The organism is Gallibacterium salpingitidis, assembly GCF_030517105.1.
Taxonomy (GTDB): Bacteria; Pseudomonadota; Gammaproteobacteria; order Enterobacterales; family Pasteurellaceae; genus Gallibacterium; species Gallibacterium salpingitidis.
On sequence record NZ_CP103875.1, the window covers coordinates 1,772,710 to 1,792,486 of the forward strand.

The 19,777-nt window shown below is 36.7% G+C and carries 20 protein-coding genes; 9 read left to right on the forward strand and 11 right to left on the reverse strand.

Annotation, left to right across the window (positions count from 1 at the left end):
* Position 1 precedes the first annotated feature (1 nt).
* Both menE and seqA read right to left on the reverse strand, forming a co-directional pair.
* Entirely contained in the window at positions 2 to 1,450 is a 1,449-nt protein-coding gene (menE, locus tag NYR30_RS08675) for an o-succinylbenzoate--CoA ligase (RefSeq protein ID WP_066112144.1), read from the reverse strand.
* Positions 1,450 to 2,088 carry a replication initiation negative regulator SeqA gene (seqA, locus tag NYR30_RS08680; RefSeq protein ID WP_066104590.1) on the reverse strand — a complete coding sequence of 213 codons (639 nt, stop codon included), beginning with the start codon at positions 2,086 to 2,088 and terminating at the stop codon, positions 1,450 to 1,452. Before seqA ends, menE begins: the two co-directional genes overlap by 1 nt.
* A 183-nt stretch (positions 2,089 to 2,271) precedes the next feature.
* Between seqA and NYR30_RS08685 the strand changes: the two genes are divergently transcribed.
* The 6 genes from NYR30_RS08685 (at position 2,272) to ykgO (ending at position 5,125) form a co-directional block, all read left to right on the forward strand.
* A complete protein-coding gene (locus tag NYR30_RS08685; protein WP_066104592.1) occupies positions 2,272 to 3,057 on the forward strand; it encodes an alpha/beta fold hydrolase in 786 nt (261 codons plus the stop codon).
* A 104-nt stretch (positions 3,058 to 3,161) separates the two neighbouring features.
* Positions 3,162 to 3,443 carry a LexA regulated protein gene (gene ybfE / locus NYR30_RS08690; protein WP_065236395.1) on the forward strand — a complete coding sequence of 94 codons (282 nt, stop codon included), beginning with the start codon at positions 3,162 to 3,164 and terminating at the stop codon, positions 3,441 to 3,443.
* A 1-nt stretch (position 3,444) separates the two neighbouring features.
* A complete protein-coding gene (gene fldA, locus NYR30_RS08695) occupies positions 3,445 to 3,969 on the forward strand; it encodes a flavodoxin FldA (protein ID WP_066104595.1) in 525 nt (174 codons plus the stop codon).
* Positions 3,970 to 4,134: 165 nt separating this feature from the next.
* Positions 4,135 to 4,572 (forward strand): ferric iron uptake transcriptional regulator, encoded by a 438-nt coding sequence (gene fur / locus NYR30_RS08700; protein WP_066104676.1) that lies wholly within the window; start codon positions 4,135 to 4,137, stop codon positions 4,570 to 4,572.
* Positions 4,573 to 4,711: 139 nt separating this feature from the next.
* Entirely contained in the window at positions 4,712 to 4,975 is a 264-nt protein-coding gene (locus NYR30_RS08705; protein ID WP_066104597.1) for a type B 50S ribosomal protein L31, read from the forward strand.
* A gap of 9 nt (positions 4,976 to 4,984) precedes the next feature.
* Complete coding sequence (ykgO, locus tag NYR30_RS08710) at positions 4,985 to 5,125, forward strand: type B 50S ribosomal protein L36 (protein ID WP_066104600.1); 141 nt, start codon at positions 4,985 to 4,987, stop codon at positions 5,123 to 5,125.
* Between the two features lie 59 nt (positions 5,126 to 5,184).
* Here the strand turns inward: ykgO and NYR30_RS08715 are convergent, their stop codons facing one another.
* On the reverse strand, positions 5,185 to 7,137 hold the full coding sequence (locus NYR30_RS08715) for a bifunctional 2',3'-cyclic-nucleotide 2'-phosphodiesterase/3'-nucleotidase (protein ID WP_066104603.1): 1,953 nt from the start codon (positions 7,135 to 7,137) through the stop codon (positions 5,185 to 5,187).
* A gap of 110 nt (positions 7,138 to 7,247) precedes the next feature.
* On the opposite strand from NYR30_RS08715, the gene NYR30_RS08720 reads away from it, so the two are divergent.
* Together NYR30_RS08720 and NYR30_RS08725 are read left to right on the forward strand one after the other, a co-directional pair.
* On the forward strand, positions 7,248 to 8,060 hold the full coding sequence (locus NYR30_RS08720) for a Cof-type HAD-IIB family hydrolase (RefSeq protein WP_066104606.1): 813 nt from the start codon (positions 7,248 to 7,250) through the stop codon (positions 8,058 to 8,060).
* 10 nt (positions 8,061 to 8,070) lie between these two features.
* Positions 8,071 to 8,754: an SIR2 family NAD-dependent protein deacylase gene (locus NYR30_RS08725; protein WP_066112141.1), complete on the forward strand. Its 684-nt coding sequence runs from the start codon at positions 8,071 to 8,073 to the stop codon at positions 8,752 to 8,754.
* Between the two features lie 113 nt (positions 8,755 to 8,867).
* Here NYR30_RS08725 and NYR30_RS08730 read toward each other — a convergent pair whose 3' ends face one another.
* The 6 genes from NYR30_RS08730 to NYR30_RS08755 all read right to left on the reverse strand — a co-directional run bounded on the left by NYR30_RS08730 (position 8,868) and on the right by NYR30_RS08755 (position 15,186).
* Positions 8,868 to 9,584 (reverse strand): LutC/YkgG family protein, encoded by a 717-nt coding sequence (locus NYR30_RS08730; RefSeq protein WP_066112138.1) that lies wholly within the window; start codon positions 9,582 to 9,584, stop codon positions 8,868 to 8,870.
* 15 nt (positions 9,585 to 9,599) lie between these two features.
* A complete protein-coding gene (locus tag NYR30_RS08735; protein ID WP_156536716.1) occupies positions 9,600 to 11,003 on the reverse strand; it encodes a LutB/LldF family L-lactate oxidation iron-sulfur protein in 1,404 nt (467 codons plus the stop codon).
* 12 nt (positions 11,004 to 11,015) lie between these two features.
* On the reverse strand, positions 11,016 to 11,738 hold the full coding sequence (locus NYR30_RS08740; RefSeq protein WP_066104621.1) for a (Fe-S)-binding protein: 723 nt from the start codon (positions 11,736 to 11,738) through the stop codon (positions 11,016 to 11,018).
* A 552-nt stretch (positions 11,739 to 12,290) separates the two neighbouring features.
* A complete protein-coding gene (locus NYR30_RS08745) occupies positions 12,291 to 12,944 on the reverse strand; it encodes an IS1595 family transposase (protein ID WP_115241497.1) in 654 nt (217 codons plus the stop codon).
* A gap of 108 nt (positions 12,945 to 13,052) precedes the next feature.
* Positions 13,053 to 14,315, reverse strand: coding sequence for an HlyC/CorC family transporter (locus tag NYR30_RS08750; protein WP_066104625.1), 1,263 nt, complete (start codon positions 14,313 to 14,315; stop codon positions 13,053 to 13,055).
* Between the two features lie 70 nt (positions 14,316 to 14,385).
* A complete protein-coding gene (locus NYR30_RS08755; protein WP_197495471.1) occupies positions 14,386 to 15,186 on the reverse strand; it encodes a cytochrome C assembly family protein in 801 nt (266 codons plus the stop codon).
* A 198-nt stretch (positions 15,187 to 15,384) separates the two neighbouring features.
* Between NYR30_RS08755 and ffh the strand changes: the two genes are divergently transcribed.
* Positions 15,385 to 16,761, forward strand: a complete 1,377-nt coding sequence (gene ffh / locus NYR30_RS08760) for a signal recognition particle protein (RefSeq protein WP_066104631.1) — start codon at positions 15,385 to 15,387, stop codon at positions 16,759 to 16,761.
* 73 nt (positions 16,762 to 16,834) lie between these two features.
* Here ffh and NYR30_RS08765 read toward each other — a convergent pair whose 3' ends face one another.
* On the reverse strand, positions 16,835 to 18,160 hold the full coding sequence (locus NYR30_RS08765; RefSeq protein ID WP_082966102.1) for an MFS transporter: 1,326 nt from the start codon (positions 18,158 to 18,160) through the stop codon (positions 16,835 to 16,837).
* Positions 18,161 to 18,324: 164 nt separating this feature from the next.
* Positions 18,325 to 19,629, reverse strand: a complete 1,305-nt coding sequence (locus tag NYR30_RS08770; RefSeq protein WP_066104634.1) for a nucleobase:cation symporter-2 family protein — start codon at positions 19,627 to 19,629, stop codon at positions 18,325 to 18,327.
* Positions 19,630 to 19,777 lie beyond the last annotated feature (148 nt).

The window sequence follows — 19,777 nt, forward strand, 5'->3', positions numbered from 1 at the left end:
CTTATTCCTCACTCTGTAAAAATTTCGCTAATTGTTGTGTTAAGAGATGGCGAGAAAGCTTAATGCCCGATTGTGTCGGCATAATCTGTTGCAACGGATAATAAGCAATTGGCCATTTAAATTTTTCTATTCTTTGTTGTAAAACATTTCTAAGTTGCTCTACTTTTTGAGGTGAAAAACCCTCCACAAAGTCAAGCAAAGCAACAGGACGTTGCCCAAACTTTTGATCTTCAATTGGTAAAACAAAGGCTTGGCGTACAGTTGGATCTTTTAAGATAATCGCTTCAATTTCTTCCGGTTGAATGTTTTCTCCACCTGAAATAAACATATTATCGAACCGACCTAAAATAAACAATTCTCCCGTTACGCTATCTTGTCTTGCTTTATCTCGTGTCGCAAACCAGCCTTGCGAATTTAACAACGGTCTGATTTGTTGCCCTTTTTGCCAATAGCCTAACGCTAAAGTTGCACCTTTCACCCAGACTTCATCATTTTCCAAACGATATTCTCGTTCCGGTAATAGATACCCAACACCATCACTCGTATCACTTATTTTTGCAAATACGGTCGAAGCCATTTCTGTCATACCGTACCCTGCATAACAGTTAATACCATAGCGTTGTGCACGTAAGGTTAATTCCGTAGGAATATGAGCACCGCCTAACAAAATATGTTTTAACCGAGAGTCAGCAATATGCTGTTCTTCTAATAAGGATAACCACTGTTGTAATTGCGTTGGCACTAATGAAGTATGCGTGACTTTGGGCAAATCTTGATAAATTGACTCGCCAACACAGCGTAATACCGCACTATTAAACAACCAGCGCCAAATAATGCCCTGTCCAGATACATGGAACAATGGTAATGACAACAACCATTCGCTTTGTGATGTAATCTCCAATAAAGGAGAAATTCCACGCGCGCTCACTAAATGTTGCGTCATCGTATGCACCACTGCTTTTGGTAAGCCTGTCGAACCTGATGTCAGCGTTAATGTTAAAGGACAAAGTGCAAACCAAGCTGCTTGCTGATCGACAGTACTAATCGGAGTTACTAACTCTATTGGCAGCAATTTATCGCCATCAATCAGCGTGTTTTGACAATCTACAACAAAATTAATTTCATTTTGTGTGCAAATTTCTGCGATCTTACTTTGTGGAAACGTTGGATTGATCACCAATACACGACAACCAAGTTGTAATGCAGATAAATAGGCAATAACTAAGGCTTGCTGATAACGCCCAAGCAAAGCAATACCATCACCATAGCTTACACCTTGTTGCTGCCAATAGGACGCTTGTTGCTGTATCAACTGATTTAAACCTTGCCAAGACCAACTTTTTTCCACAATAGAAAAGCGGGTTTCATCCCCGCTTTCATTTTGTTGCTTTATTTCGAGCTTTAACGCTATCTCATCTGGCTTAGTTTTTGCATACTGCTGCCATAACATTAATGATTTTCCTCATTATGTGATGAAGTAAATTGAAGTTTGACTAATTCAATTAAATGTTCAGGAATATACATAGCACGCATCACTGATTCCAACATATTCAACTTACGTCCGGTGTTGTTATTCGTCGCCACCCAAAATGGTGATTTAGGAATTTGTTTCGGATTAACGCTGCTTCCTGATGCTTCAATTTCCGCCACTTCTAAAGAGAAATAAACTCTTGAACGACCTTGACTCACTTCAGTTGCACTCGAAAAACCTTCCGGATTTGCGCGATATAACACACTCAAAATCAGTAAAAAACGGTTTACTTGTTTATCTTCTTGCAAGAATTCAGCAGAACTAATTAGTTTTTGCAATTGACGACTAATATGAGCGATCGTGTCATCACTCGGTTTTTTCGGTTGTGTTACTGTTGCAGCATCGGTTGTTAATTTGAACTCTTTTTGTGCTTCACTTGATGGTTGTGTTTCACCATCTACTTTTGCTGTTGAGGTAACTGGATTAGTTTCATTGACCACTCTTACTTGGGGTAAATTTAATAATCTCCGCAAAATTGTTGAAGCATCTTCACCAATTGCTTGCGTATTGCTGGCAATATATTGGTAAAGCTCGTCATCAATATTAATAGTTTTCATAAATTCCCTCCAAGTTCTGCTAATGTCGCTCCATTATACGATAGATCTCGGCAAAGCCGAAAACAAAATCAATACTCTGTGTATTTTCTATGCCAATTTTTTTCAATTGCTTAAAACTTGATCCCTGCTTAGAAATATTTTATCTTTTTTATCCCTTTCTTTTTTCAAGCAAGTATATTGATCATGACTCAACCTTTACTTAACTTCGAGTATTTACCTCACGAAAATCCTGCTGCCCAAACCCTCGTTTTTATCCATGGTCTATTTGGTGATATGAATAATCTCGGTATTATCGCCAAAGCCTTTCAACAAGATTACGCGCTATTACGTGTCGATTTACGTAATCATGGCCATAGTTTTCATACAAATGAAATGAATTACCCGTTAATGGCAGAAGATCTGTTACGTTTACTACAACATTTGCAACTAAATAAGGTGATTTTAATCGGCCACTCAATGGGCGGAAAAACAGCGATGCAATTTGCTTTGAATTATCCTGATTATGTCAAAAGTTTAGTCGTGCTTGATATTGCTCCTGTTACCTACACACATAACGAACATGGTCCAGTGTTTCAGGCATTATTTGCTGTTGCTGAGGCACAATCTGCTACACGCCAGCAAGCCAAAATAGTGATGGAACAATTTGTCAATAATGAAGCTATTTTGCAATTTGTATTAAAATCATTTGATGCTAAACAACCACAACGATTCCGTTTTAATACCCAAGCATTGTATCAACATTATCAGCAATTAATGGATTGGACTGGTACTGGTGTTTGCACACTGCCAACTTTATTTATTCGCGGCGGTAATTCTCATTACGTATTGCCCGAATATAGCGACAAAATTTTGCAACTCTTTCCAAAAGCAAATGCCTTTACGATTAATGGTGCTGCCCATTGGGTTCATGCAGATAAACCGCATTATGTGATTCGAGCAATACAGCGTCATTTACAACAAAATAGCTAAGTTGTGATATTTTCAGTTTGTTTGAAACTGTGATATATTGCACGCCACAAAAACGGCTTATCAATCTCAAGTAGTCTGAAAGATGACTTTCAGTGAGTATAGTAATGGCAAAACAAGAAGCAGATTGTATAACGCTCGACTTATTTGCTCACGTTGCTAGAGTCGGAAGACCTCGAACCAATCCGTTAAGCAGAGAACAACAAATCCGCATCAATAAACGCAATCAATTACGTCGCGATAAAGCGGTAGGGCTTCGTCGGGTTGAGTTAAAACTGCATAGCAGTATGGTAGAACAGCTAGAAGAGTTGGCAGAAGAAGCGAATCTAAGTCGGCAGCAACTCATAGAACAAATCCTACAAACATATTTAGAGAAAAATAGGAATTAATATGGCACTTATTGGCTTATTTTATGGTAGCGACACTGGCAATACAGAAAACATTGCCAAAATGATCCAAAAGCAATTAGGCAGTGAATTAGTCGATATTCACGATATTGCAAAAAGTACAAAAGAAGATATCGAAGCCTATGATTTCTTAATGATCGGTATTCCAACTTGGTACTATGGCGAAGCACAATGCGATTGGGACGATTTCTTCCCAACATTAGAGGAAATTGATTTTACCAATAAATTAGTTGCGATCTTTGGTTGTGGTGACCAAGAAGATTATGCAGATTATTTCTGTGATGCAATGGGAACTGTACGCGATATTATTGAACCACATGGAGCGACAATCGTTGGTTACTGGCCAACTGAAGGTTACCATTTTGAAGCATCAAAAGCAGTAATTGATGATCATACTTTTGTTGGTTTATGCATTGATGAAGATCGTCAACCTGAATTAACTAACGAACGTGTAGAGAAATGGTGTAAACAAATTTACAGCGAAATGTGTTTAGACCAACTTGCATAACCTTCCTTTTAATTATCATTTGCATTTAAAAACGAAATAATCCATACTTTGAATATGGATTATTTCTATCTCCTTAATAGAAAATTTCAGTTATCCATTTATGATTCATTGGATTAACATACATCCATATGATTGTTGATTTAATTAGAGGTTAGTATGACGAACATTATCGATGAAAATGTAAAACTATTAAAAAAAGTTGGCTTAAAAATTACTGAGCCTCGCTTAAAAATTCTTTCATTAATGCAACGTACCTCAGTGCAACATTTTTCCGCAGAAGATGTTTATAAATGGTTACTTGAAGAAGGCGAAGAAATTGGTCTTGCTACGGTGTATCGTGTGCTGAATCAATTCCATGAAGCTGATATTTTGACCCGTCATAATTTTGAAGGAAACAAATCTATTTTTGAACTTGCTCCACAAGAACATCACGATCACATTATCTGTATGGATTGCGGTAAAGTTTTTGAATTTAATGATGATGTGATCGAAAAACGCCAAAAAGAAATTAGTGCACAACATGGTATTAAACTTGCTAGCCACAGTCTTTATCTTTATGGTAAATGTTCTGATATTAAAAATTGTGCAGAAAAAGATAAGTAATCAATTGATTTAATTTATGAAATTCTTAAAAAGGAAACGTTAAATTTATCGTTTCCTTTTTTTATACATAAATTTTTAATTGATAATTATTATCATTTAATATATAGTCTTCGTTCTTTTCGTAAACAGAGGACAAGCTATGAAAAAAGGTATCCATCCAGAAAATTACCGCACTGTATTATTCTATGATTCCAATGCCAAAACAGGATTTTTAATCCGCTCTTGTGCAACAACGACCACCACAATGAAATGGACTGATGGCAAAGAATACCCAGTATTTATGTGTGACACCTCTTCCGCATCACACCCTTTCTACACTGGTCAATCTCGTCGCATTGTATCTGAAGGTCGTGTAAGTGAATTCAGCAATCGCTTTGCATCATTCGGTTTAAAAAGTAAATAGGAGCAATTTATGCAAGTCTTATCATCATTAAAAAGTGCCAAAACTCGTCATTCAGGCTGTAAAGTTGTCCGCCGCCATGGTGTGGTTTATATCATCAATAAAGAAAATCCGCGCTTTAAAGCTCGTCAGGGTGGTAAGAAAAGGAAATAAAAAGTAAAAAAATCGGCATAACTTATTTATGCCGATTTCATCTATTAACATCCTAGATTTTATTTCAAATCAATACTATATAGTGCAAAACCTCTTTCATCTTGCCCTACATTTTTCATCGGATATTGCGCGTTTTCTTGAATAAATTTCGCTGCTTTTTCAGATGGTGAAGTTTCAAAAACAATTTCTGCTTTATTATCAGGAATCGCTTTCAAGCGCCAATTATTGTCCGCATGAGATTTGACTTCGCCTTTCTCTTTACTAATACGACGAATGTAATCCGCTAAGATAGTACGATTTTCATCTGGTGAAACAAAGGCAATTTGGCTACCATCTGTACCAGGGAATTTATTACCAAAAGCTCGATAGTTATTAGTTGCGATCAAGAATTTTTGTTGCGGATCAATCGGTTTGCCATTAAAGGTTAAACCTACAATACGGTGTGCATCTTTATTAATTAATTTGCAATCACCATCATAACGAGCCGGTTGAGTTACATCAATTTGATATTTAACACCATCAATAACATCAAAATTGTAGGTACGGAATCCATCCCAATTTAACAATGCTTGTTTTTCTGCTTTTGCTGGATCAATTTGATTAAATTGTCCTGCTGAACATTCCAACCACTCTCTTACCTGTTCGCCATTGATTTTCAATGCCACCAATGTATTTGGATATAGATACAAATCTGCCGCATTACGGAAGCTTAATTTTCCCGCTTCCACTTCAGTATAGTTGGTTGGATCATCCTTACGTCCACCAACTTTAAATGGCGCAGCCGCTGATAACACTGGTAATTTTGCTAACTCAGGATCACCTTGTACAAAACGTTGTACATAATCTTGTTGTGCTTGGTTAACAATTTGGATAGTAGGATCATCTTGTACTAAAGCCAAATAGCTATACATCTTACCATCAGCTTTACCAATCGGTTGATTTACATAATCACGTGTATGCTTATGATCATCGGCTAATACTTTAACCATTGGTTTATATTCGTCAGCCAATGCTTTTTTATTTTTCGCATCATAAATTGGGCGTGCTTCTGCTTTTGCTTGTTGCACTAACCATTTACCACTATTGTTATTTAACACTAAATCAATCACCCCAATATGGCTGCCCCAACGTCCTGGCATAACTGCTGGAATACCATTCAATGTTCCAGTCACAACATCTGCTCCTGGGATATTGGCAAAATCTTTACTTGGGAAAACGGCATGAGCATGACCAAATGCGATTGCATCAATGCCTTTAACTTGTGAAAGATAATAGACAGAATTTTCTGCTAATGCTTCATAAGGCTCACTAGATACACCTGAATGAGCAACCGCAATAATAATATCAGCACCTTTCGCTTTCATTTCTGGCACTAACGCTTTTGCTGTTTCAGTAATATCTTTCGTAATAACTTTACCTTCTAAATTTTTCTTATCCCACGTCATAATTTGTGGTGGCACAAAACCGATATAACCGATTTTAACTTGTTGCTTTTTACCTTCATTATCAGTGAATTGATAATCTTTGATCAGGTATTGTTTAAAATAAGGTTTACCTGTTTTCGCATCAAAAACATTGGCATTAACATAAGGATATTTAGCGCCAGCCAATGCTTTTTTGAGGAAATCTAAACCATAATTAAATTCATGGTTACCAATATTACCTACATCATATTTCAATAAATTCATCGCTTTCATTACTGGATGAACTTCACCTTTTTTTAATCCTTTTGCTGCGGCATAATCCCCCATTGGACTACCTTGGATTAAATCGCCATTATCAACTAATACACTGTTTTTCGCCTGCTCACGTGCTTTCATCACTAAATCAGCTGCACGCACTAAGCCAAGCGCACTAGAAGGTGCATCTTTATAATAGTCATAATCCATCATATTTGCGTGTAAATCCGTAGTTTCGATCACGCGTAAATTTAATTCTGCTGCATTAATGGTTACACTTACTAATGCACCACCAAACAAAGCCACACATACAGGTTTTAACGAAAATCGCATTATTTACTCCTCCAAGAGTTATTATAAAAAAGCGTGTTGATTTTATGCCAAAGGCATTCCAGAATAAATAAAATTCAAAGATTAAAATAAATGAGTCATAAGGAAAAAATATGTTGAAATATAAATTACTTGCTACTGATATGGATGGCACTTTATTAGATAAACAAAAAACGATCAGTGAACGAAATCAACAAGCCATTCATGCCGCAAAGCAAGCCGGTGTAAAAATTGTGCTTGCCTCTGGACGACCATTAGAAGGCTTGCAACCTTACTTACAACAACTTGATCTACTTGGTGATGATGATTATGTACTTTGTTTTAATGGTGCATTAGTACAACGCAGTGATGGTAAAATTATCACTCGTCAAGAAATGACTGGAAAAGATTGTAAAACCTTGGTCGCATATGCAGAAAAATTTGGTGTATTTAGCCATGCTTTTTCTGAATCACGTGGTTTAATCGCACCACACCAAAACTCTTATAGCCAACACGATGCTGATATTAACCGTATCACCCTTAATATTATTGATTTTTCAATCTTAGCGGATGATGAACCCGTTATTAAAACAATGTGGGTGGATCAACCAGAAAAACTTGATCAAGCATTAGCTCAATTACCTGAACACATTGCAAAACAATATACCGTTGTACGTAGCACACCATTTTTCCTTGAATTTTTACCTCCTGAAGCAAATAAAGGCAGTGGCATCGAAAAATTAGCACAACATCTGAATATCAATGCAGACGAAGTTATCTGTATCGGTGATGCTGGTAATGATTTGCATATGATTGAATATGCCGGATTAGGGGTAGCAATGGGTAATGCCACTGATGAAGTGAAAGTTATCGCAAATTACATTACTGCCGATAACCTCAATTCCGGTGTAGCAGAAGTGATTGAAAAATTTATCTTAGAACAATAGAGGCAAAATGATGAAACCTATTTGTGTTGTACTGACTGGTGCTGGCATTAGTGCGGAAAGTGGTTTGCCAACCTTTCGTGCCGAAGATGGTTTATGGGCTGGTCATAAAATTGAAGAAGTATGTACTCCAGAAGCTTTACGTCGTAATCCACAAAAAGTCTTAGATTTTTACAATATGCGTCGACGTAATGCTGCCGAGGCAAAACCGAATGCTGCCCATTTAGCATTAGTTGAATTAGAACAGAAATTTACGGTAAAAATCATTACACAAAATGTGGATGATCTACATGAGCGCGCTGGTAGTAGTTACGTTTTACATTTACATGGTGAACTCAATAAAGCACGCAGCAGTTTCGATCCCGATTACATTGTTCCTTGCCATCAAGATCAACTTATCACCGACCGCGATCCTAATGGACACCCAATGCGTCCGCATATTGTCTTTTTTGGTGAAAATGTGCCGATGTTAGAAACTGCTATTGATTTAGTGTCGATTGCAGATGTGGTTTTAGTTATTGGTACTTCATTACAAGTTTATCCAGCGAATGGCTTAGTACACGAAGCTAAACCAAATGCCAAAATTTATCTGATTGATCCAAATCCAAACACTGGCTTTATACAACGACAAGTTAATGTTGTTGCTAAAAAAGCCACTGAAGGCGTTGTCGAGGTTGTGCAACAATTACTGCAGTAAAAATAGAAAAGATTGCGTCACACCAAACGCAATCTTTCCAATCATTAATTAAGCAAATCATTTGATAATGAATAAAAAAATTAAAAAACTTTCACGAGTAATCTAATAATTTTTTACTCAACATCATCAATCACTAAATAGACTTGCTTTATTGGCCCATGAACACCAACAACTTTGACTAACTCAATATCTGCTGTAGAACTTGGTCCTGATATAATATTAATACATGATGGCATACGTTCACCATGTTGAGCTTTGATATGTAAAATTTCCGCTAGTTGAGCTACACGAGGCAAAATATTGCTTTTCTCCAAAACAATAATAGATACCTCTGGTAATAAACTTACTGATCTGCCATTTTGAGCACTAGAATAAAGTACCACACCACCCGATTCAGTTAAGCCATACTCTGCAAAAGCCACTCCAATTCGTGCTGTAGCAGCGAAATTTCTACTTTCATCGCCTTTTTCTGGTGACCAAGTATAAGTTGTATATTGCGATGTAGCCGCTTCTATTAACCCATATTGATGCAAGCGAACGTCGTCGGTAAAAATGATGTTATTCTGCCCCTCGGCGTATTTTTCGCATAATTTTAAAAAGCTCTCTTTAAGTTGCTTAATACTGGTTAATTGACAATCTACACCAGCTACATTGATCGAAGTATCTATAAATTGTTCACAACGTTGATTTATATCTAACTCTGTTAAGCGAGTTTCTGGATATTGATTTACTTTAGGATAGCTACCAACAACCTCAGTTCGTACTCGATCGCGACCAAACTGCTTCGCTAAATGCGCTAAAAATTTTTGTCTATTTTGTTGATCTAACATCGCTCTCTCCTTTGTTTAACGATTTTTAAACCAAGTACGGAAACTTTCACCATCAGCTTGCGGTAAATCTCTAGCCTTAGTCCATTCCCCAATTGCACCAATTTGTATTGGTGCTTTACCATTTTTGATAAAGATATTCGCCATTTTTGCTCCCATTACCATACCCACTTTCCAAAAGTTTGGGTGGCTGTTAACAAAAGAGAAACCTTTAATGGTCATTCGTTCAAGTTTATTAGTCAAACCAAGTTCTACAATATTACGACGATGTTTTAATAATAATTGAGCTAGCGGAATTTCCACAGGGCAAACAGAATTACAAGCGGTACAAAGTGAACAAGCATAAGGAAGATCTTTAAATTGTTCATAACCGCCAAGAATTGGCGATAATACTGATCCTATTGGACCTGGATAAATCGAACCGTAGCCATGACCACCGATTTGACGATAAGCAGGACAAGTGTTCATACATGCACCACAACGAATACAACGCAAAACATCTTGGAATTCTGAAGCAAGTGCTTTAGAACGACCATTATCGACAATCACCAAATGAAAATCTTCCGGACCATCAACTTCCCCAGCCAAACGTGGGCCTGTCAACCAGGTGTTATAAGATGTTAAGCGCAATCCCACTGCACTACGTGCCAATAAAGTAATAAGCACATCAACTTCTTTAAAAGTTGGCGCAATACGCTCCATTCCCATCACAGCGATATGTGTTTTTGGGCAAGTAGTAGCTAAACGTAGGTTTCCTTCATTAGTCACTAAACAAACACTTCCTGTTTCCGGAACAGCAAAATTACAACCGCTAATACCAATATCCGCATTTAAAAATTCATTACGAATGTGATTTCGAACAAATAGTGTCATCTCTTCCGGTGTGGCAGACCCCTGATAACCTAATTTCTCATGAAACACTTTGCGAACTTGTTCACGATCTTTGTGTATCGCAGGTACAACAATATGAGATGGCTTATCTTCTGCAACTTGTAAAATATATTCCGCAAGATCAGTTTCAAAAACTTTAATTCCTTCAGCTTCTAAAACATGATTAACGCCAATTTCTTCGGTTACCATTGATTTAGATTTTACTACTCGTTTTGCTTTTTTCTCTTTAGCTACTTGCAAGATATAATTTGAAGCTTCTTCAGCAGTCTGAGCGAAATAAACATGCCCACCATTTTCGACAACTTTTTCTGATAGTTGGTATAAATAAGCATCCAAATTTTCAATCACATGGTTACGAATCTCTTTTGCCAAATGTCGCCAATCATCCCAGTGACCTAATTCTTCCACCATTTTTTGACGGTTTGCGCCGATACGTTCTTGAGCCATCACCACTGCTTTACGCATAATTTCATTATCAATTTCTTGGTTAATTCGTGGCTTGAAGGCTTGATTACTGGTACTAATTCCCATCATTTTCTCCTTTTAACGACTCATCAACACTTCAGCAATGTGCATAACCTTAATATTGCGATGCCCTTCGCGATGCAAGCGTCCGCCAATATTGATCAAACAACTTACATCCGCACCGATTAAATAATCAGGTTCCACTTCCATAATATGCTGACTTTTTTCTTTCACCATTTCCCCTGAGATCTCCGCCATTTTGACAGAAAAAGTACCACCAAACCCACAACAGGTTTCTTGGTTATGAATCGGTAATAACTCTAAACCTTCTACATTGTGTAATAATTTTAACGGTTCTTCTTTAATGCCTAACTTACGGAACAAGCTACAAGAAGGATGGTAAACGGCTTTGCCTTCAAGGCGTGCACCGACATTTTCTACATGCAATTCATTGACGATAAAATCAGTAAGATCATGAAAGCGTTCACTAATACTTTGTGCGCGTCGATACCATTCAGAATCGGGTGCAAAATATTGTGGATAGTTTTTGATCGCATAAACACAAGAACCTGCTGGTGCAACGATCGGATAATCATTTACTTCAAAAGTTTCAATTAAGTTCTTAATACTAGGGATTGCCTCTTTGACATATCCACCATTTAACGCTGGTTGAGCGCAACATCCTTGTTTTTCAAGAAAAGTAATTGAACAACCTAACTGTTCGAGTAGTAATACGCTCTGTTTTGCAACATTGGCTTTCACTGTATCAGCAATACAGGTTACATAGAAATTTATGTTCATAGTTTGCTCCAAGCAGAACACATCTCGTGGTCATAAAGGGCAACGCGAGAGTAGAGTAAATTTTAGAAAGGATTAGGATCGCAATAAAAACTGCGATGATTCCATTAACAATTATTGGAAGATAATGAAACGATAATACTTTAATCAGTTGGTATCTAATACTTAATACAATGGTTATCAAGACAATAGCCAACTGCACAGTTCCTATTATGCAGCTTATAAATAAAGTATTGGATATAAAACTGATCATTAGATGAATAGTTTTCTAATTTAGTAACTATCGTACACTTATTTATCCAACGAGAGTCATTCTATCACAAATTTTTTACAAAAAATGCTTCAAAATAAAATTTATTTATTAAATAAAATTAATAAACTTAAACCATCATTTTTTTGCTAATACGATTTAGATAGATTTTTCTTATACAAAAGTTACTATTAAATGCCTATAACAAACAAGTCTATTGGAGCTTATAAGCTGCTAACAAACCAAATTACACCAGAACGGTTAGATGATTTAATAAAAACAAAAGGGGCTGAAGTAGATTAGCGTTAAATCTGACACCATTTCCGCAGGATTTTGAGCTGTTGAGATGGTGTCCCATAATTGAAACGAAACTCACATTCTTTCAAAAAAAGAGGGAAAGATTTTCGATCAATTCCATTATACTTTCTTAGCACACGCTTTGCTTGATTCCAAAAATTCTCTATCCCATTAATGTGATTTCGCCGCTCAGCAAAATGAGTACTGTGGTTAATTCTATAATGCGTAAACTCACTAACATCTAGCACATCATAGCTATGATAACAATCTGTATAAACAATGCTATCTGGTTGTATTTTCTTTTTAATAACAGTAAGTAAGGTATCAGTCTTAGTGTTTTGTACAGTTACTGTGTAAACTTTTCCATGGCGTTTAAGCATGCCAAACACCACCATTTTACCAGCTGCACCCCGACCTCTTTTCCCTTTTCGCACACCACCAAAATAGCTTTCATCTAACTCTACTTCGCCATCGAAAAGTTCATGTGCTTGTAGTGCTAAATGATGGCTGATAACGAGACGAATTTTTCGATAAAACAAGATGGCAGTATTGGCTTGAATGCCAAGCAAATCTGCTGCTGATCGTGCTGTTACTTCTAATACAAAAAATTCAAGCAGTTTTCTTTGTATAGATTTCTTTAGTTTACAATTGGTTATCTTCATTTTTGTAGCTTAGCATAAGTGCTAATCTACTTCAGCCCCAAACAAAAAGAGTAGAAAAATTTCTTTTCCTACTCTTTTTTCAGCTTGTGAATACTGACTACATCAACATTAATTTAATCTTTTCACTTTCGCTTGTTTAATCATATTATCGCTAACTTCTAAGATCTTAATTTTCAGATTACCGATCTTCCATTCCGTTCCTTCTTGTGGAATATCTTCCAAATGTTCAAGAATAAAGCCATTAAACGTTCTCGCTTCATCAGTATCTAAATGCCAATTAAACATTTTATTCAGATCGCGAATATTTGCTGAACCATCAATAATCACAGTACCATCAGACTGTTGTTGTACTTCATCTTCAATGGACGGAATATTAGACGTTGTAAACTCACCTACAATCTCTTCTAAGATATCTTCTAACGTTACTAACCCTTTAATATCGCCATATTCATCAACCACCAAACCAATACGCTCTTTGTTATTACGGAAATTGAGCAATTGTGCGTTTAGTGTTGTCCCTTCCGGAATAAAATAAATCTCATCAGCGGCACGCATTAACGTTTCTTTAGTAAATTCATTGGTATTTAACATCAAACGATAGGCTTCACGTACTCGTAAAATTCCTAACGCATTTTCATCCATATTCTCTTTATATAAGACAACTCGGCTATGCGCAGCATGATTTAACTGACGCATAATGGATTTCCAGTCATCTTCAATATCAATACCACCAATTTCATTACGCGGCACCATAATATCTTCAACAGTGACTTTTTCCATATCTAAGATAGACAGCAACATCTGTTGGTGAGCACGTGGGATAAATTTACCTGATTCATTAACTATCGTACGCAGTTCTTCTGCACTAATAGAATGCGATTTAATATCGTGTTTTAAACCAATTAATCGCATTAAACCATTAGTAAAAAAGTTAACGAAATAAACTAACGGAATAAAAATTTTAATTAGAATCGTCAGAATGTGGCTGCTAAAAAAACTTACTTTTTCAGGATAAACTGCCGCTGCTGTTTTCGGGAAAATTTCTGAAAATACTAACATCACAAAAGTTAGTACCCCAGTTGCAATCGCCACACCAGCATCCCCGCCTAAACGCAATCCGATCATAGTCGCAATTGCTGATGCCATAATATTTACTAAGTTATTAAAAATGAGAATAAAGCTGAGCAGAATATCAGTTTTTTTCAATAATTTTTCAGCTTTTTGTGCACCAGTATGCCCTTTTTCAGCCAAATACCTTACACGATAACGGTTGAGAGAAAGCAAGCCAGTTTCAGAACTTGAGAAATATGCAGAAAGAATAAGTAACAAAATTAAAAGAATAAAAAGCGTACTTATGGGGATACTGTCCAAAATAAAATCCTATATAAAATTAATCATTCGATACGATAACGCTCCATTTTATTATCGTATCACCTACCAACTAGGCAATCACTAATCGACTACCGAAGTAGGCAACAGTGAGCAAAATCATACCTGAAATTGTATAAATTATCACTCTTTTTCCACGCCAATGCAGTTTGTAATGACCAAATAATAAAATGGCAAATACTAACCAAGCAATAAATGAAAAAATTGCTTTTTGAATCTGCTCCGCTGAAAAAAAGTTTGGTAAATAAATGCTGCCACTAATCAAGGTAATGCTTAACAGCGATTCTCCTAATATAAGTAATTGAAATAACTGTTTTTCTACTTTCATTAATGGCGGAATCATTGGTGAAAATGTCATTTTTTTCTGTTTTAAATTACGATCTAACCAGCCTAACTGAAACGCATATAGTGTACAAATAAAGAAAACAGCATAACCAAACAATGCCAACATAATATGGAATAACAATCCAATATTTTCTGTTAAATGCTTAATAAAACTGCCGGGGAAAAAGGTTGTACCAACAACATTAATCGTGGCAAAGCAATATACAATAGGCAACAAAAACCAAAGTGTATTTGTACGTAAAATCGAAAAAGTGACAAAAATACTTACTAAAATAGAAACCAAAGAAGATACATTGAACAGCGTAAAATTTTGTCCGCCAGCAACGAAGAAATTATTCACTAAACCAATGACATGCAACACAATTGCTAAAATTGCACTATGGAAGATCCATTTTTTACTTGACTGCGTAATCGTTGTTGTTTCGCCTTGCTGTACTTTCATTAACACTGGGGTAATTAATAAAATACTGCTTAAATACGCTACAATCGTCAACACGCCAATCCACAACATAATTCTTGCTCTCTTAAAAAACTATAAGCCATAAAAAGTTAGCAGTTTTTACCTAAATTTTCCATAGGATTATGTTGTAATGATGAAAACAAACAAATTTTCGGTATAATGCCCACTGTTTTTTGTTCATCTTTTTATAGTGCAATGCTGACAATTGCCACACTATAACGAATCATACAAAATCAGGAATTCCCTATGTTTGAAAATTTATCCGATCGCCTTTCACGCACTTTACGTAATATCAGCGGAAAAGGGCGTTTAACTGAAGATAATATTAAAGATACCTTACGTGAAGTGCGTATGGCTTTATTAGAAGCTGACGTTGCTTTGCCTGTTGTTCGCGAATTTATTAATCAAGTTAAAGAACGTGCTTTAGGTGTTGAAGTCAACAAAAGCCTTACACCGGGACAAGAATTTATCAAAATCGTCCAAGCTGAATTAGAAAAAGCTATGGGTGATGCCAATGAGAGTTTAAACCTTGCAACACAACCTCCAGCAGTTATTTTGATGGCAGGTTTACAAGGTGCTGGTAAAACCACCAGCGTTGGAAAATTAGCTAAATTTTTACAACAACGTCATAAGAAAAAAGTTATGGTGGTTTCTGCTGACGTCTATCGCCCAGCTGCGATTAAACAATTAGAAACTCTCGCACAAACTGTAAATGCGACTTTCTTTCCATCAGATGTTTCACAAAAACCAGTTGAAATCGTGAAGGCTGCTCTCGCCGAAGCTAAACTGAAGTTTTTTGATGTTTTAATCGTGGATACTGCAGGTCGTCTACACGTTGATGAAGAGATGATGGAAGAAATTAAACAAATCCATCAAGCATTAAATCCTATTGAAACCTTATTTACCGTTGATGCAATGACAGGGCAAGATGCTGCCAATACTGCAAAAGCATTTAACGAAGCATTGCCATTAACCGGGGTGATCTTAACTAAAGTTGATGGTGATGCACGTGGCGGTGCCGCATTATCGATTCGCCAAATCACTGGCAAACCGATTAAGTTCCTTGGTATGGGTGAAAAAACTGATGCACTAGAACCTTTCTATCCAGATCGTATTGCCTCTCGTATTCTCGGTATGGGTGACGTTCTTTCATTGATCGAAGATTTACAACGTAATGTCGATCAAGAAAAAGCTGAACGCATGGCGAAAAAATTCAAAAAAGGCGATGACTTTACCCTTGAAGATTTTCGTGAACAATTACTCGAGATGAAAAAAATGGGCGGTATGATGTCAATGTTAGACAAACTACCTGGTATGCAAAATTTACCTGACCATGTAAAAAATCAAGTAGATGACAAAATGTTTAACCGTATGGAAGCAATGATCAATTCAATGACTTTCAAAGAACGCCAAAACCCAGCCATTATCAAAGGTTCTCGTAAACGCCGTATTGCTGCTGGCTCTGGTACACAAGTACAAGATCTTAATCGTATGTTGAAACAATTCGAAGACATGCAACGTATGATGAAAAAAATGCGCAAAGGTGGTATGGCGAAAATGATGCGTGGTATGAAAGGCTTAATGGGTGGCCTTGGTGGTATGGGCGGAATGTTTAAACATTAATTAGTTTTAACCAAAGTGAAAATGGCATAAATTCAATAATTTATGCCATTTTTTATAAACAATTTATGTATGATTATAACCTATGGAATTTAGCTAAGATCGCTAAAGAAAGTGTAGTAATTAAGATCGAAATCAATGCATACATATACACACCATCCCATTGCCATACATTCTTAATCATTACGACCGGTACTCCAGCTAATGCTGCCCCAACATAACTAAATAGACCGCGGAAACCAGTAATAGAACCAGCTGCATCTTTATGCGTTACATCTAAACAACCTACGGCAAATAACATATGTGGTCCATAAAGCGCAAAGCCCATAATCGTAAATAAACAAGCAGTTAAAATATACGAACTGTCTTGCACGACTGGTACCAATACAATAGAAACACAGAGCATTAAAGCAAACATTAAGCCTGTCATCCAGCGATTACTTCTAAATAAAAAGTCTGAAAGGTAACCTGCAATCAACCCACCAGCTAAACCACCAGCTTCAAACCACGTAATAATAGAGTTTGCTTTTACTAAATCCCAACCATGCGCTTGTACATAATAAATTTGCGGCCAGTCATTTAGAATGGTACGTGCAATATAAACACAAAGATCCCCAACAATAATCACCCACACTAGCGGATTTTTAAGGATATATTTGAAGAAAATCTCCCAAAATCCTAAATTTGATGGGCTTGCTTTTACTTGAGCTAATTCCGTTGGGTCATTACGCCATTCACCAACTGACGGCAAACCTTCTGATCCCGGACGATCTTTAATCATAATTAACGCTAAGATCCCCATGACCAATGAAATAGCTCCCGGCACATAAAAGCCCATTTTCCAACTGCCGCTCCAAGCAATTGCAAAACTCGTTAATAACGGAGCAAGGCTACCACCAATATTATGTGCAGCTTCAACAATAGCCCACCAACGTCCCCGTTCATTTTTCGAGAACCAAGAAGCCATTATTTTTGCCATTGGTGGGAAACTTGTACCCTGTAGAATTGCATTTAAAGCATACAAAATGTAAAAAGCGGTAATACTATCTGAAAAGCCAAATAAAATATTAACGATCCCAACTCCAATCAGTGCAGGGCCTGTCATAGCACGTGGATTGATTTTATCCACTACCATTCCGCCAACAAATTTCATTGAACCATACAATATATAGAAAATAGATGACATCACCGCAAAATGCTCTGCTGTTAAAGATGTTTGCTCTAACATCATTGGTGCTGCAGCAGAAAAATTTTTACGCGTCAAATAGAACACTGCATAAGAAAGAAATACAGCTGTCACTATCTCAATACGAAATTTACGATAAGTTCTATCTATTTCCGGTTTACTCATCACAACCGGTTTATCCGGCTGATTGAAAAACCACTCCTTCAAGCTTCTCATAAAGCCACCTCTCTCAATATTTATGTCACAATTTATTCACCAATAATTAAACACAAAACAACAATTAAAACTACTACTTTTTATAAAAAATTTCCATTATTTATTATCCATAAAAAAAGTAGCCACTAAGGGCTACTTTTTAAATCTATAATTAATAAAGTTTTTTATTCTTCTTCTTTTTCTTCTTGCGGCAATACTAAATTTAAAATCAGTGCTAACAATGATCCAACCGTAATACCAGAACCAAAAATTTCTTTAAAGAAACTTGGCAATTTATCGAGAATTTCAGGGCGTGTAGTGACTGCTAAACCGCAACCAATTGAAATAGCAATAATTAAGCCATTACGTTTAGTACGTTCTACTTTATCTAACATTTGGATACCAGCAGCAATAATCATGGCAAACATCATTAAACCTGCGCCACCCAATACTGGTAATGGAATAGACACAATCAACGCACCAAAAACAGGAAATAGTCCGGCAAGTACCAATAATCCACCTGTCATTGCCACAACATAGCGACTAGCGACGCCTGTTAATGAAATCACTCCAATATTTTGTGAGAAAGACGAGAATGGTGTAGTTGACATAATCGCTGCTAATGCTGAACCTACGCCATCACATAACACACCACGACGTAAATGATCGCCAGTAATTTCAGTTTTTGTCGCATTTCCTAACGCTAAGAAATTACCACTTGATTCAACAATGGTCACTAAATAAGCAATACTCATTCCAATGATTCCTGAAATAGGGAAAGCCAAACCAAAATGTAATGGTTGTGGTAAGGCAAAAACTTGCGCTTGTTTCACCCCTTCAAAACTCACCCAACCTAATGCTAATGCAGCACAATAACCAACCAACATCCCAATTACGATCGCTGCAGCTGAAAAGATCCCTTTTCCCCATTGCACTAAAATAACCACTAACGCTAATACAAATAATGCCATCGTTAAATTTTCAGGTGTTGCATATTGAGGTTCTCCTCGTTGTCCACCAGCGAACCAATCCACTGCTACAGGAATTAAACTTAAACCAATCATCGTTACTACTGTTCCAGTGACTACTGGTGGGAAAAGTTTACGAATTGATGGCATAAAGAAACTACCAATAATCATCACTAATGAACCCACTAAAGAGGCACCCAGAATACCCGCAACACCATCTTGACTAAAACCGATTGCTAATGCAGCTGCCACAAAGGTAAAACTCGTTCCCATCACACTTGGCAAACGAATACCGATTGGTCCAACACCAATACACTGAATCATAGTCACCACACCTGAAATCAACAAGGCTGCATTAACTAATACAATCGTATCTTCCGTTGGTAAATGTAATACATTACCGATTACTAATGGCACTGCGATGATACCGCCAAGTGCCGCCAACAAATGTTGTGCTGCTAATAATAAACCTAAGCCCAAAGGTGGTTTGTCTTCAACGCTAAAAAGCAGTTTGTTATTCATAAATTCCCCAAAAGAGTGAGTTGCATTAAAAAATGGTTGAGGATTATAGACTTGTCTATCGCGATAAGCAAACGTTTGCGTAAATTTAATAAAAAGGAGTTACAGATATCAATTTTAAATCTATATATAATAAGTATCTTAAAGTCAT

Bases quoted from the DNA above. Each gene is read 5' to 3' on its own strand.
- NYR30_RS08705 (WP_066104597.1), top strand. From the start codon at position 4,712: ATGAAAAAAGGTATCCATCCAGAAAATTACCGCACTGTATTATTCTAT.
- ybfE (WP_065236395.1), top strand. From the start codon at position 3,162: ATGGCAAAACAAGAAGCAGATTGTATAACGCTCGACTTATTTGCTCAC.
- menE (WP_066112144.1), bottom strand. From the start codon at position 1,450: ATGTTATGGCAGCAGTATGCAAAAACTAAGCCAGATGAGATAGCGTTA.
- NYR30_RS08730 (WP_066112138.1), bottom strand. From the start codon at position 9,584: ATGTTAGATCAACAAAATAGACAAAAATTTTTAGCGCATTTAGCGAAG.
- fldA (WP_066104595.1), top strand. From the start codon at position 3,445: ATGGCACTTATTGGCTTATTTTATGGTAGCGACACTGGCAATACAGAA.
- NYR30_RS08770 (WP_066104634.1), bottom strand. From the start codon at position 19,629: ATGAATAACAAACTGCTTTTTAGCGTTGAAGACAAACCACCTTTGGGC.
- NYR30_RS08685 (WP_066104592.1), top strand. From the start codon at position 2,272: ATGACTCAACCTTTACTTAACTTCGAGTATTTACCTCACGAAAATCCT.
- ykgO (WP_066104600.1), top strand. From the start codon at position 4,985: ATGCAAGTCTTATCATCATTAAAAAGTGCCAAAACTCGTCATTCAGGC.
- seqA (WP_066104590.1), bottom strand. From the start codon at position 2,088: ATGAAAACTATTAATATTGATGACGAGCTTTACCAATATATTGCCAGC.
- NYR30_RS08745 (WP_115241497.1), bottom strand. From the start codon at position 12,944: ATGAAGATAACCAATTGTAAACTAAAGAAATCTATACAAAGAAAACTG.
- NYR30_RS08725 (WP_066112141.1), top strand. From the start codon at position 8,071: ATGAAACCTATTTGTGTTGTACTGACTGGTGCTGGCATTAGTGCGGAA.
- NYR30_RS08765 (WP_082966102.1), bottom strand. From the start codon at position 18,160: ATGAGAAGCTTGAAGGAGTGGTTTTTCAATCAGCCGGATAAACCGGTT.
- NYR30_RS08735 (WP_156536716.1), bottom strand. From the start codon at position 11,003: ATGGGAATTAGTACCAGTAATCAAGCCTTCAAGCCACGAATTAACCAA.
- ffh (WP_066104631.1), top strand. From the start codon at position 15,385: ATGTTTGAAAATTTATCCGATCGCCTTTCACGCACTTTACGTAATATC.
- NYR30_RS08720 (WP_066104606.1), top strand. From the start codon at position 7,248: ATGTTGAAATATAAATTACTTGCTACTGATATGGATGGCACTTTATTA.
- NYR30_RS08715 (WP_066104603.1), bottom strand. From the start codon at position 7,137: ATGCGATTTTCGTTAAAACCTGTATGTGTGGCTTTGTTTGGTGGTGCA.
- NYR30_RS08740 (WP_066104621.1), bottom strand. From the start codon at position 11,738: ATGAACATAAATTTCTATGTAACCTGTATTGCTGATACAGTGAAAGCC.